The 12,411-nt window shown below is 73.6% G+C and carries 11 protein-coding genes; 7 read left to right on the forward strand and 4 right to left on the reverse strand.

Features of this window, described 5'->3' with window-relative positions:
• Positions 1 to 127 precede the first annotated feature (127 nt).
• The 3 genes from ACL02U_RS13365 (at position 128) to ACL02U_RS13375 (ending at position 3,467) form a co-directional block, all read left to right on the forward strand.
• Positions 128 to 916 (forward strand): electron transfer flavoprotein subunit beta/FixA family protein, encoded by a 789-nt coding sequence (locus ACL02U_RS13365; protein ID WP_412790988.1) that lies wholly within the window; start codon positions 128 to 130, stop codon positions 914 to 916.
• 51 nt (positions 917 to 967) lie between these two features.
• Entirely contained in the window at positions 968 to 1,930 is a 963-nt protein-coding gene (locus tag ACL02U_RS13370) for an electron transfer flavoprotein subunit alpha/FixB family protein (protein ID WP_412790989.1), read from the forward strand.
• 232 nt (positions 1,931 to 2,162) lie between these two features.
• Positions 2,163 to 3,467, forward strand: a complete 1,305-nt coding sequence (locus ACL02U_RS13375; RefSeq protein WP_412790990.1) for a DUF6986 family protein — start codon at positions 2,163 to 2,165, stop codon at positions 3,465 to 3,467.
• Positions 3,468 to 3,527: 60 nt separating this feature from the next.
• On the opposite strand, the gene ACL02U_RS13380 is transcribed toward ACL02U_RS13375, so the two are convergent.
• Together ACL02U_RS13380 and ACL02U_RS13385 are read right to left on the reverse strand one after the other, a co-directional pair.
• Positions 3,528 to 4,376, reverse strand: coding sequence for a hypothetical protein (locus ACL02U_RS13380; protein ID WP_412790991.1), 849 nt, complete (start codon positions 4,374 to 4,376; stop codon positions 3,528 to 3,530).
• Between the two features lie 7 nt (positions 4,377 to 4,383).
• Complete coding sequence (locus ACL02U_RS13385; RefSeq protein WP_412790992.1) at positions 4,384 to 5,433, reverse strand: LacI family DNA-binding transcriptional regulator; 1,050 nt, start codon at positions 5,431 to 5,433, stop codon at positions 4,384 to 4,386.
• 395 nt (positions 5,434 to 5,828) lie between these two features.
• Between ACL02U_RS13385 and ACL02U_RS13390 the strand changes: the two genes are divergently transcribed.
• The 3 genes from ACL02U_RS13390 (at position 5,829) to ACL02U_RS13400 (ending at position 8,248) form a co-directional block, all read left to right on the forward strand.
• The gene (locus tag ACL02U_RS13390) at positions 5,829 to 6,782 is read left to right on the forward strand and encodes an ROK family protein (protein ID WP_412790993.1); all 954 of its coding nucleotides are present in this window, start codon (positions 5,829 to 5,831) and stop codon (positions 6,780 to 6,782) included.
• Between the two features lie 97 nt (positions 6,783 to 6,879).
• Positions 6,880 to 7,071, forward strand: coding sequence for a hypothetical protein (locus ACL02U_RS13395; protein ID WP_412790994.1), 192 nt, complete (start codon positions 6,880 to 6,882; stop codon positions 7,069 to 7,071).
• A gap of 133 nt (positions 7,072 to 7,204) precedes the next feature.
• On the forward strand, positions 7,205 to 8,248 hold the full coding sequence (locus tag ACL02U_RS13400) for an NUDIX domain-containing protein (protein WP_412790995.1): 1,044 nt from the start codon (positions 7,205 to 7,207) through the stop codon (positions 8,246 to 8,248).
• 210 nt (positions 8,249 to 8,458) lie between these two features.
• On the opposite strand, the gene ACL02U_RS13405 is transcribed toward ACL02U_RS13400, so the two are convergent.
• Positions 8,459 to 9,814, reverse strand: coding sequence for a dipeptidase (locus ACL02U_RS13405; RefSeq protein WP_412790996.1), 1,356 nt, complete (start codon positions 9,812 to 9,814; stop codon positions 8,459 to 8,461).
• Positions 9,815 to 10,030: 216 nt separating this feature from the next.
• Here ACL02U_RS13405 and ACL02U_RS13410 point away from each other — a divergent pair, with 216 nt between their 5' ends.
• Positions 10,031 to 11,266: a geranylgeranyl reductase family protein gene (locus ACL02U_RS13410; RefSeq protein ID WP_412790997.1), complete on the forward strand. Its 1,236-nt coding sequence runs from the start codon at positions 10,031 to 10,033 to the stop codon at positions 11,264 to 11,266.
• 450 nt (positions 11,267 to 11,716) lie between these two features.
• Here the strand turns inward: ACL02U_RS13410 and ACL02U_RS13415 are convergent, their stop codons facing one another.
• Positions 11,717 to 12,172 (reverse strand): nitroreductase family deazaflavin-dependent oxidoreductase, encoded by a 456-nt coding sequence (locus ACL02U_RS13415; RefSeq protein ID WP_412790998.1) that lies wholly within the window; start codon positions 12,170 to 12,172, stop codon positions 11,717 to 11,719.
• Positions 12,173 to 12,411: the final 239 nt, after the last annotated feature.

Consider the following 12,411-nt stretch of genomic DNA (forward strand, 5'->3'; position numbering starts at 1 on the left):
TGGGTGTACTGGCGAGTAATATTTCGGTCGGAGCGCGGGTCGCCCCGGACCGGAATCGGCCGCTTCAGGCGCCTATGCTGCCTGGAAGCAGGCAGTCGAGAAATGACGATGCAGTAGGAGAGCCGGCGTGAGCTTGAGGATCGTTGTCACCGTGAAGTACGTGCCCGACGCCACTGGCGACCGGCACTTCGCCGATGACCTGACCGTCGACCGGGACGACGTGGACGGTCTGCTCTCCGAGTTGGACGAGTACGCCGTCGAGCAGGCCCTGCAGATCTCGGAGAACTCCGACGACGACGTCGAGGTCACCGTCCTGACGGTGGGCCCGGAGGACGCCAAGGACGCCCTGCGCAAGGCGCTGTCGATGGGTGCCGACAAGGCGATCCACGTCGAGGACGACGACCTGCACGGCACCGACGCCCTGGGCACCTCGCTGGTGCTGGCCAAGGCGATCGAGAAGGCCGGTTTCGACCTGGTGGTCTCCGGCATGGCCTCCACCGACGGCACCATGGGCGTCGTGCCGGCGCTGCTCGCGGAGCGCCTGGGCGTCCCGCAGGTCACCCTGCTGTCCGAGGTCGCGGTCGAGGGCGCCGTCGTCAGGGGCCGCCGCGACGGCGACGCCGCGACCGAGCAGGTGGAGGCCTCCCTGCCGGCCGTCGTGTCGGTCACCGACCAGTCGGGCGAAGCCCGCTACCCGTCCTTCAAGGGCATCATGGCGGCCAAGAAGAAGCCGGTGGAGTCCTGGGACCTGTCGGACCTGGACGTCGAGGCCGACGAGGTCGGCCTGGAGAACGCCTGGACCGCGGTCGACGCCGCGACCGAGCGTCCGGCCCGCAGCGCGGGCACGATCGTCAAGGACGAGGGCGAGGGCGGCAAGCAGCTCGCCGAGTTCCTCGCGAGCCAGAAGTTCATCTGAGCGCGCCGTCGCTGACCGCCCCTCATCTTTCGCAAGCAGGAGAGCATTCCCATGGCTGAAGTTCTCGTCTACGTCGACCACGTGGACGGCGACGTCCGCAAGCCCACCCTGGAGCTGCTGACCCTGGCCCGCCGCCTCGGCGAGCCGGTCGCGGTCGCGCTGGGCAACGGTGCCGGTGACACCGCCGCCACCCTCGCCGAGCACGGCGCGGTGAAGGTCCTCACCCACGAGGCCGCCGAGTACGCCGACTACCTCGTCGTACCGAAGGTCGACGCGCTCCAGGCCGCCCACGCGGCCGTGTCCCCGGCCGCGGTCCTGGTCCCCTCCTCCGCTGAGGGCAAGGAGATCGCCGCCCGCCTGGCGCTGCGCATCGGCTCCGGCATCATCACCGACGCCGTCGACCTGGAGGCCTCCGAGCAGGGCCCGGTGGCCACCCAGTCGGTGTTCGCCGCCTCCTACACCACCAAGTCCCGCGTCTCCAGGGGCACCCCGGTGATCACGGTCAAGCCGAACAGCGCGGCCGTCGAGGCGGCGCCGGCCGCCGGTGCGGTGGAGGCGCTGTCGGTGTCCTTCTCCGACCAGGCGACCGGCACCAAGGTCACCGGTCGTACGCCGCGTGAGTCGACGGGCCGTCCTGAGCTGACCGAGGCCGCGATCGTGGTCTCCGGCGGCCGCGGGGTGAACGGCGCGGAGAACTTCCCGATCATCGAGGCGCTCGCCGACTCCCTCGGTGCGGCCGTGGGCGCCTCGCGCGCCGCGGTGGACGCGGGCTGGTACCCGCACACCAACCAGGTCGGTCAGACCGGCAAGAGCGTGTCGCCCCAGCTGTACATCGCCAACGGCATCTCCGGCGCGATCCAGCACCGCGCCGGTATGCAGACCTCGAAGACCATCGTGGCGGTCAACAAGGACCCCGAGGCCCCGATCTTCGAGCTGGTCGACTACGGCGTCGTCGGCGACCTGTTCGACGTCGTCCCGCAGCTCACCGAGGAGATCAAGACCCGCAAGGGCTGATCCTCCCGGACCGGCCGAGGCCCCCGCGATCCCCGGGGGCGCTGTTGGAACCCTCCAGCGGCGCCCCCTCGGGCCGCGGGGGCCTCGGTCTGTCCCGGCGCGGCGGGGGCCCGGTTTGTCCGGGCGCGGCGGGGGCCGCACCGTGGACGGGGTGTTGACCTGCGAGAAGAAGCACCGATAACTTCATTCTACGGATTGTTGATTCCGTATAGCGGAAAATGGAGGGTGTGGGATGGGTCAGGGCCAGCAGGAGAAGGTGGCGACGAGTCTCGCGGGCGCCGTCAGTGAGGAGATCAGCGCCTCCCTCGCCCCGGTCGACGCCGAACTGGAGCGCCGCTACCCCGGAGACCCCGGCACCCGCCAGCCCGTCCACACCGTCTACGTCCCCGGCGACGCCTTCGACGCCGGCACGCTCCGCGACTGGGGCGACCGGGCCCTCGCCGCCCTCGACCAGCACGCCCCGGACGCGTCGTCCCTCGCCGCCGTGCTGGGCCTGCCGGACGAACTCGCCGAACCGGTGTACGCCCGGGTCCGCGCCAAACTGCACCACGAGCCCGTCGAGGACCTGCGCGTCGACTTCGAGGACGGCTACGGCCCTCGCCCCGACGCCGAGGAGGACGCCGCGGCCGCCCGCGCCGCCCGCCTGATCTCCGAGGCCCACGCCCAAGGCACGGCAGCCCCCTACACGGGCATCCGGATGAAGTGCATGGAGGCCCCCGTCCGCGACCGCGGCATCCGCACCCTCGACATCTTCCTCACCGGCCTGCTGGAGCACGGCGGCCTGCCCGACGGCCTGGTCCTGACCCTGCCCAAGGTGACCTACCCGGAACAGGTCACCGCGATGGTCCGCCTCCTGGAGGCCTTCGAGAAGGCCCGCGGCATCCCCTCCGGCCGCATCGGCTTCGAGATCCAGATCGAGACCAGCCAGTCCATCCTCGCCGCCGACGGCACCGCCACCGTCGCCCGCATGATCCAGGCCGCCGAGGGCCGAGCCACCGGACTGCACTACGGGACCTTCGACTACAGCGCCTGCCTCGGCGTCTCCGCCGCCTACCAGGCCAGTGACCACCCGGCCGCCGACCACGCCAAGGCGGTCATGCAGGTGGCCGCCGCGGGCACCGGCGTACGCGTGTCGGACGGCTCCACCAACGTCCTGCCGGTCGGCCCCACCGCGCGGGTCCACGACGCCTGGCGCCTCCACTACGGCCTCACCCGCCGCGCCCTGGCCCGCGCCTACTACCAGGGCTGGGACATGCATCCGGGCCACCTGCCCACCCGCTACGCCGCCGTCTACGCCTTCTACCGCGAGGGCTTCCGCCAGGCCGCCGAACGCCTCGCCCGCTACGCCGACCGGACCGGCGGCGACGTGATGGACGAGCCCGCGACCGCCAAGGCGCTCAGCGGCTACCTGCTGCGCGGCCTGGACTGCGGCGCCCTGGACGCCGCCGAGGTGACCGCCGCGAGCGGACTGGGCCGGTCCGCCCTGGAGGGCTTCGCGGCCCCGCGGCGCGGCGACCTCACGGCGTCCGCCGGCTGACCGGCCGCCACCCACCGGCACCCCGCCGCGCGCCGGCCGCCCGCGGGGGCCGTGGCGGGCTCAGCGCCCGGTCGGCGGCGCCCCCGCCCCGGGACGCGCCCGTCCCGCGCCGTCCGGACGCCCGGCCCGGCCGCCCGCCTCGTCGGCCCGTACGTACCGCTCCAGCCCGGAGTCCGTCACCCACCGCTCCTCGGCGAGCAGCCTCGTGCCCCGTGCGCACCGCGCCGCGTCGGCGCGGGCCCGCGCGCAGAAGTCCTCCGGCGTGGCGCCGAACAGCTCCCGCAGCCGTGCGGAGCCCGCCAGCAGTTCGGTGAGCAGCGGCCGCTGCCGGGGAAGGACGCGCGGCGTCCCACCGCCGTCGTGCAGCACGCCGTGCCGGGAGACGTACGCGAACACCCCCGGCAGCGGCCTGCCCCGAGCCGGCTCGACCCGCACGTCCGGTGCGGGGAGCCACACCCGGTGGTAGTTGCCTTGCGGCAGCGGCACGCCCTCGCCGGCGTCGACGACGGCCAGTTGCGCGGCGTCCAGCCACAGCACGAACAGTTCCCGCACCGCACGGACCGCGGAGATCGGGGAGGCGGGCACGTACCCCATGCGGCTCACGTGCGCGGAGACGCCGACGTCCAGGCCGGTCACCCGGGCGCGCACCATCGGCACGGGAGAGGTGAGCCCGCGCTCGGCCATCTTGTGCCGGAGCTGGGCCGGGCAGGCGTTGGACCCCGCGGCGAGCACAGGCGTCCGGTCGCCGCACGCGAAGTCGTCCAGCGGGAGCAGGTGGTCCCCGTCCAGGAGACCGGAGTCCGCGGGCCAGGCGCCGGGATAGACCAGCGGCTGCTCGCGCGGCGCCACGTCCAGGCCCAGCGCCTCCAGGGTCCGCGAGGCGGGGCGCCGGCGACTGCGGTCGTCCACGGCCGGCTCAGTCCGCCGGAGGCAGCTCGCCCGAGCCGCGGGTGATCAGCCGGGTCGGCAGCTCGATCCGCTCGGGTGCGACGGACCTGCCGTCGAGCTGGCGGAAGAGGCGCTCGGCGGCGGTGCGGCCGAGTTCGGCCGCGTCCTGGGCGACCACGGTGACGCCGGGGTCCAGCAGGTCGGCGAGCTCGATGTCGTCGAAGCCGACGAGCGCGACCGGGCGCGAGTGCTCGGCCAGAACGCGGATCACGGTCACCGTCACCCGGTTGTTGCCGGTGAGGACCGCGGTCACCGGCGACGGCCCGGACAGCATCTCCTCCGCAGCCCGCCGCACCCGCTGGGGATCGGTCGCGCCCAGCGACATCCAGGACTCCAGGACCGATATGCCCGCGTCCTCCATGGCCGCCCGGTACCCGCGCAGCCGCTCGGCCGCGGTGTGGATGCGGGGCATGTCGCCGATGAACCCGATCCTGCGGTGCCCGTGCGCGATCAGGTGGGCCACACCGTCCCGGGCGCCGCCGCGGTTGTCCGACAGGACCACGTCGGCGTCGATCCGCCCGGCCGGGCGGTCCACGAACACGGTCGCCACACCCGCCCTGATCTCCGGCTCCAGGTAGCGGTGGTCGTCCCCGGCCGGGATGACGACCAGCCCGTCCACCCGCCTCGCGCACAGCGCCAGCGCCAGTTCCTGCTCCCGGTCGGGGTCCTCGGCGCTGGAGCCGTTGATCAGCAGCGCGCCGTGGGAGCGCGCCACCTCCTCCACGGCGCGGCTGAGCGGGCCGTAGAAGGGGTCGGCCAGGTCCTCCAGGACCAGTCCGACGCTGGCGGTGCGGCCCTTGCGCAGTACCCGTGCGCTGTCGTTGCGGCGGAAACCCAGGGCCTCGATGGCCTCCCGCACCCGGCGTTCGGTCTCCGGGGTGACGCCGGGCTCGCCGTTCACGACGCGGGAAACCGTCTTCAGGCCGACCCCGGCACGGGCCGCGACGTCCTTCATGGTCGGGCGATTGCCGTAGCGGCTCCCGGCGAGGCGGCGGTCTGCGCGGGCGGTCTCGGGCACGATGCGGCGTCCTGTCCTGTCGTCGTCCGCGGGGAGCGGCGGTGGTGTGGCTGGTACGGGGAGGGCGGAGGAGGGTGCGGTGGCGCTGCGGGGAGGGCGGAAGAGGGGTGCGGCGGCGGTGCGGGGAGGGCGGCGGTGCGGGTCGGGTGGTGACGCGGGGCGTGGTGGTGCGGGTCGGGTGGTGACGCGGGGCGTGGTGGTGCGGGTCGGGTGGTGACGCCGGGCGTGGTGGTGCGGGTCGGGTGGTGGAACGGTGTGGCATCGAGCATAGAGCCTGGACAACGTTGTCACACCGGGAGAGACTGTCCCCCGCGCTCCTGCCCCGGCCTCCGCCGCCGAACCGGGAGACGCCCTTTCGCACGCCACTCACGCTCGAACGGGGAGATCCGACACCGATGCACACCGACCTCGTGGCTGCGCTCGACATCGGCGGCACCAAGATCGCCGGAGCGCTGGTCGACGGCCGCGGCACGATCCTGCTGCGCGCGCAGCAGCCGACGCCGGCCCAGCAGGACGGCGACACCGTCATGCGGGCCGTCGAGCGGGTCCTCGTCGAGCTCACCGCCTCACCGCGGTGGGGACACGTGCACGCGCTCGGCATCGGCAGCGCGGGCCCGGTCGACGCCTCCGCGGGCACCGTGAGCCCGGTCAACGTACCGGGATGGCGCGGCTTCCCGCTGGTGGAGCGAGTGCGCGCGGTGACCGGAGGAGTGCCCGTCGAACTGATCGGCGACGGCGTGGCCATCACCGCTGCGGAGCACTGGCAGGGCGCTGCTCGCGGCCATGACAACGCGCTGTGCATGGTGGTCTCCACCGGAGTGGGCGGCGGCCTGGTCCTGGGCGGCCGTCTCCATCCGGGCCCCACCGGCAACGCAGGCCACATCGGTCACATCAGCGTGGACCTGGACGGCGACCCGTGCCCCTGCGGCGGCCGCGGCTGCGTCGAACGCATCGCCAGCGGCCCCAACATCGCCCGCCGCGCCCTGCAGGACGGCTGGCGGCCGGGCCCCGACGGAGACGGCTCCGCCGCGGCGGTGGCCGCCGCCGCCCGCGCCGGGGACCCGGTGGCCCGAGCCTCCTTCGCGCGGGCCGCCCAGGCGCTCGCCGCCGGCATCGCAGCCACCGCAAGCCTCGTGGAGGTCGACATCGCGGTTGTCGGCGGGGGAGTGGGCAAGGCCGGCGAGGTGCTCCTCGCCCCGCTGCGCGCCTCCCTGGCCGATTACGCCACCCTGTCCTTCGCCCGCCGACTGCAGGTGGTGCCGGCCCAGATGGGCACGGACGCCGGCCTGGTCGGCGCGGCCGCGGCAGCGCTCGTCGGCCGGGCCGACGCGACCGCGGCAGGCGTGTGACCTCCGCGCGGTCGCGCGGGTGAGCATCCCGCCCGGCGAGCGCGGCGACGGACCTCACCCCGCGTGACTCCCGCCGCCCTCAGCCGTTGAGTCGGGCATGAAGAAGCGCAGCATGCTCGCCATCGCCTCCCTGGCCACCGGATTCGTCGTCGCGGCGATCACCCCCTCGCACGGCGCGGGCACCGAGGACATCGGGGACGTGAACGTGGGCGACACCCTGAGCACCCTCGACCACGTCGTGGCCCAGGACAGCTTCGACCTCGGTGACGGGACGGTCCGGACGGACTGACGGTCCGCGGTCCGGTACCGGCCCCGCCCGGCGGCGTGGCCGGTACCGGCGCATGTGCGCCCTCAACTGGGGCTGGTTTCCGTGGCAGGGTGGAGCGGGCAAGCCACAGGGGGCCAACAGAAGAGGGGGAACCGTGATCGTCTGGATCAACGGTGCGTTCGGTGCGGGGAAGACCACCACCGCACGGGAACTGATCGAACTGATCCCGAACAGCACGCTCTTCGACTCCGAGGTCATCGGCGGCGCACTGAGCCAACTGCTCCCGCCCAAACACCTCGCCGAGGTCGGCGACATCCAGGACCTGCCGATCTGGCGACGACTGATGATCGACACCGCCGCCGCGATGCTCGCCGAACTCGGCGGCACCCTCCTCGTCCCCGTGACACTCCTGCGCCAGGAGCACCGGGACGAGATCTTCGGCGGCCTCGCCGCTCGCCGGATCACCGTGAGGCATGTCGTCCTGACCCCGGCCGAAACGATCCTGCGCGAGCGTACGGCCCGTCGAGAACCACCGGCGGACCCCTCCGACGGCGGGATACCGACCCGGCGGTGGTCCGACGACCACATCGAGCCGTACCGCTCCGCCCTGGCGTCCTGGCTCACCGCGGACGCCTACCCGGTCGACACCAGTGCGCTCACCCCGCACGAGGCCGCCGTCCGCGTCGCCGAAGCCGTCAGCACCGGGACGGCTCCCGTCTGCGAGATCGTGCAGACCCCGGAGCCCACCGCGGAGACCCTTGCCGCCGGGGTGCTGCTCTTCGACGAGGACGACCGCGTGCTGCTGGTCGACCCGACCTACAAGGCCGGCTGGGAGTTCCCCGGGGGTGTGGTCGAACCCGGCGAGGCACCCGCACGGGCGGGAGTGCGCGAGGTGGCCGAGGAGACCGGCATCCACCTCGAGGACGCCCCCCGCCTCCTCGTCGTGGACTGGGAGGCGCCCGCACCGCCGGCCGCCTACGGAGGACTGCGCCTCCTCTTCGACGGAGGCCGCCTCGACTCCGCCGAGGCCCGCGCCCTCCTGCTGCCCGGCCCCGAACTGCGCGACTGGCGCTTCGTCACCGAGGCCGAAGCCGCCGAACTGCTGCCGCCGGTCCGCTACGAGCGCCTGCGCTGGGCGTTGCGCGCCCGGGAGCGCGCCACGGTGTTCTACCTGGAGGCCGGGACGCCCGTCGGCTGACCGTCCGCACACCGGCGGACCGCCGGGACCCGCCGTCCGCACGGTCCGGGGCCCGGCGGTGACCCGGACCGGACCGCGCCCGCGAGCCGGACTCGGGCGCGGACCCGGTCCCGGGCGCGGACCTGGTCCCGGGCGCGGACCCGGGCGCGGATCGGGACCCGGGCGTGGATCTGCGCCCGGAACCGGGCGCGCACCCGCCGCGAGTGGGCGTCAGTTCGCCGCGTAGTTGCGCAGGAACCGGGCCTCCGCCACCGCGAGCCGCTCCAGTTCCTGAGGCGAGACGCTCTCGTTCACCGCGTGGATCTGCGCCTCCGGCTCGCTCAGCCCGATCAGCAGGATCTCCGCCCGCGGGTACAGTGCCGCGAGCGTGTTGCACAGCGGGATCGAACCGCCCTGGCCCGCGTACTGCATCTCCTGGCCCGGGTAGGCCACCGCCATCGCGTCGGCCATCGCCTGGTAGGCGGGGCTGGCGGTGTCCGCGCGGAACGGCTGGCCCTGCCCGATCTGCTCCACTGCCACCCGGGCGCCCCACGGCGTGCGCGCCTCCAGGTGGGCCTGGAGCAGCTTGGTCGCCTCGGCCGCATCGACGCCCGGCGGCACCCGCAGGCTGACCAGCGCGCGAGCACCCGCCTGCACCGACGGAGTGGCGCCGACCACCGGCGGGCAGTCGATGCCCAGCACGGTGACGGCAGGGCGGGCCCAGATCCGGTCGGCGACGGTACCGGACCCGATGAGTTCCACCCCGTCCAGCACCTTGGCGTCCCGGCGGAACTGCTCCTCGTCGTACTGGAGCCCCTCCCACCGCGAGTCCGCCGCGAGTCCGTCGACCGCGGTGGAACCGTCCTCGGTGCGCAGCGAGTCCAGTACGCGGATCAGCGCGGCCAGCGCATCCGGCGCCGCCCCGCCGAACTGCCCGGAGTGCAGATTGCCCTCCAGGGTGTCGACCTGCACCCGGAGCAGGGTCATACCGCGCAGGGTGGAGGTCACCGTGGGCAACCCGGCGCGGAAGTTGCCCGCGTCACCGATGACGACGGTGTCCGCCTCCAGCAGCTCCGGGTGCTGCTCCGCGTACCGCTCCAGACCGCCCGTGCCCTGCTCCTCCGAGCCCTCGGCGATCACCTTGACGTGCACCGGCACACCGCCGTCGGCCCTGAGCGCACGCAGCGCGAGCAGGTGCATCACGATGCCGCCCTTGCAGTCGGCGGTGCCGCGGCCGTACCAGCGGCCGTCGCGCTCCGTCAGCTCGAACGGCGGGGACGTCCAGGCCGCCTCGTCCAGCGGAGGCTGCACGTCGTAGTGGGCGTACAGCAGCACCGTCCGGGCACCTGCCGGGCCGGGGAGGAAGCCGTAGACCGACTGCGTGCCGTCCGGCGTGTCGAGCAGGGCCACGTCCGTGAACCCCTCGGCCCGGAGCGCCTCGGCGACCCAGTCGGCGGCCGCCCGGCTCTCGCTCCGGGGAAACTGGTCGAAGTCCGCCACCGATCTGAAGGCCACCAGCTCGGCGAGCTCCGCCTTCGCCCTGGGCATCAGCGAGGCGACGGTCTCGGCGACCGGATTCGACGACATGGGCACGCTCCTTGTGGGTGCGACGGTGTGCTTGCGCGTACGTGTGCGTACGGTGGGTGCGCTCTTGTGCCAACGAGTGGCCGTGCGAGCCTACGCGCGTCCCGGAATGCGGGACGCGGGCGCCGCCGATCCTCCCACAGGGGCCCTCGGCGATCTCCGCCGTAGGATGCCATGGACAGCAGCGGCAGTCGGCTTGATCGGGAGCAGTAGACCATCGTGAGCAGCGAGAACTCTTCGGCGGACGACGACGTGCAGCAGGTGTGGGACGTCGTCGTGGTGGGCGCGGGACCGGCGGGGGCGTCGGCCGCCTACGCGGCGGCGGTCGCGGGGCGACGCGTGCTCCTGCTGGAGAAGGCGGAGCTGCCCCGCTACAAGACCTGCGGCGGCGGAATCATCGGCCCCTCCCGCGACGCCCTGCCGCCCGGCTACGAACTGCCGCTGCGGGACCGGGTCCACGCCGTGACCTTCTCCCACAACGGGCGTTTCACCCGCACCCGGCGTTCCAAGCAGATGCTCTTCGGGCTGATCAACCGGCCCGAGTTCGACCAGCAGTTGGTGGAGCACGCGCAGAAGGCGGGCGCCGAGCTGCGCACCGGCGTCACCGTGCAGCGCGTCGAGCAGCACGGCGCGGCGGTGCCTGACCGGCGCACGGTCGCCGTCGTGCTCCAGGGCGGCGAGTCGGTGCTCGCCCGCGCGGTCGTCGGCGCCGACGGCAGCGCCAGCCGGATAGGAGCACACGTCGGCGTCAAGGTGGACCAGGTGGACCTGGGCCTGGAAGCGGAGATCCCGGTGCCGGACACGGTCGCCGAGGACTGGCGGGGACGGGTCCTGATCGACTGGGGCCCGATGCCCGGCAGTTACGGCTGGGTGTTCCCCAAGGGCGACACGCTGACCGTCGGCGTGATCTCCGCCCGGGGCGAGGGCGCCGCGACCAAGCGGTACCTGGAGGACTTCATCGGCCGTCTGGGGCTGGCCGGTTTCGAACCCCGCATCTCCTCCGGCCACCTGACCCGTTGTCGGGCCGACGACTCGCCGCTCTCCCGCGGCCGGGTCCTGGTGTGCGGGGACGCGGCGGGGCTGCTGGAGCCCTGGACGCGCGAGGGCATCTCCTTCGCGCTGCGCTCGGGGCGGTTGGCGGGGGAGTGGGCCGTGCGCATCGCCGAGGCCCACGACGCGGTGGACAGCCGCCGCCAGGCACTGAACTACGCGTTCGCCGTGAAGGCCGGCCTGGGTGTGGAGATGGCGGTCGGCAAGCGGATGCTGGCGGCATTCGAACGGCGGCCCGGCGTCTTCCACGCCGCCCTCACCGGGTTCCGGCCGGCGTGGAAGGCGTTCACGGACATCACGCGCGGCTCCACCTCGCTCGGCGAGCTGATCCGCAACCGGCCGATCGCGCAGCGCGCGCTGACGGTACTGGACCGGCGAACCGCTGCGGGCGAAGCGGGCTCCTGACCGCAGCGGGCTCCCCGCGGAGGGCCGCCGGCCGGAGCCGGCGCCTTGCGGCCGGAGGGCGGTTCCCGCCGGAGAACGCTCTCCCGGTCGGGTCTGCTTTCCGTGCACGGGGTTTCCGGCGGAGGGTGCCTTCCGCTGCAGGGTGCATTCCCGCGGAGGGTGCTTTCCCGCGGAGACCGCCCCGGGGCAGTCTCCGCCGATCTGCCGGTCGCACAGCCGTGCCGGCGCACCGGCACGAGTGCGGGTGCCGTCGCGGACCACCCCGAGGCGGCACGCCGTCGCCGCGGGCGGCTCATGGCGGTGGCCGGGCTTCCGGCAACCGCCGACTCCTGCGGCAGTGCGGTTCCCGCGGCTGCCGCCACTCGCCTGCCGCCACTCTGCCGCCGCCGGTCCACGGCGGTGACGGCCGAACGTCCGTCGGTGCCCGGTCGGTGCCTGGTCGGTGCCGGGTCAGCGGCCGACCGTGATCCGGAAGACCGGGTGGTCCGGGGCGATGCGTCGCAGCTCGGCGTCCGGTGAATCCGGGCCGACGCCGTTGAAGAACACGCCGACCTCGGCCTTCCAGCGCTTGAGGTAGGCGCGCAGGATCGGAGTCTTGTCGTCGTCGGACACCTCGACGGCGGTGAACTCCTCGGCGCTCCTGCCGAGACGGAGCTCGCCGCCGCCCGCCACCCGCATGTTGTGCGTCCACTGGACGTGGCCGCGCGGCGCGACCAGGTACTGCTTGCCGTCGTAGGTCAGCAGGTTGACCGGGGTGGTGCGCCACTGGCCGCTCTTGCGGCCGCGGACCGCGAGAACGCGGGACCCCCAGATGCTGATACCGCGGCGGGTCATCCACGCGACCACCCGATTGAGCACGTTGACGGTGAACCACCCGGGCTTGCGGACGTGCGCCTGCGTGGACATGAGGACTCCCCTGGAGGTGAGGGAGAGCGTCGCTCTTTTATGTGAGCGCTGCTCTCGCTTTGATGTGCCCAGTCTGCCGCAGGGTGGCCGCCCAAAGCAAGAGCGGTGCTCTCTTTCTTGAGCGTCGCTCTCGAATGTGATCGGGTGCTCGCTGGTTTGAGTGCCCTCCGCTCTGAGTGCCCCTCCGCTCTGAGAGTGGCGCCCTCCTGCGCGGGTGGTGCTCTCCTGTGTGGGCGGTG

This window comes from Streptomyces sp. MS06 (assembly GCF_047200655.1).
Classification (GTDB): domain Bacteria; phylum Actinomycetota; class Actinomycetes; order Streptomycetales; family Streptomycetaceae; genus Streptomyces.

What these genes read in the sequence shown, in the direction of transcription:
- ACL02U_RS13370 (WP_412790989.1), top strand. Translation starts at nt 968, where the DNA reads ATGGCTGAAGTTCTCGTCTACGTCGACCACGTGGACGGCGACGTCCGC.
- ACL02U_RS13375 (WP_412790990.1), top strand. Translation starts at nt 2,163, where the DNA reads ATGGGTCAGGGCCAGCAGGAGAAGGTGGCGACGAGTCTCGCGGGCGCC.
- ACL02U_RS13390 (WP_412790993.1), top strand. Translation starts at nt 5,829, where the DNA reads ATGCACACCGACCTCGTGGCTGCGCTCGACATCGGCGGCACCAAGATC.
- ACL02U_RS13395 (WP_412790994.1), top strand. Translation starts at nt 6,880, where the DNA reads ATGAAGAAGCGCAGCATGCTCGCCATCGCCTCCCTGGCCACCGGATTC.
- ACL02U_RS13405 (WP_412790996.1), bottom strand. Translation starts at nt 9,814, where the DNA reads ATGTCGTCGAATCCGGTCGCCGAGACCGTCGCCTCGCTGATGCCCAGG.
- ACL02U_RS13415 (WP_412790998.1), bottom strand. Translation starts at nt 12,172, where the DNA reads ATGTCCACGCAGGCGCACGTCCGCAAGCCCGGGTGGTTCACCGTCAAC.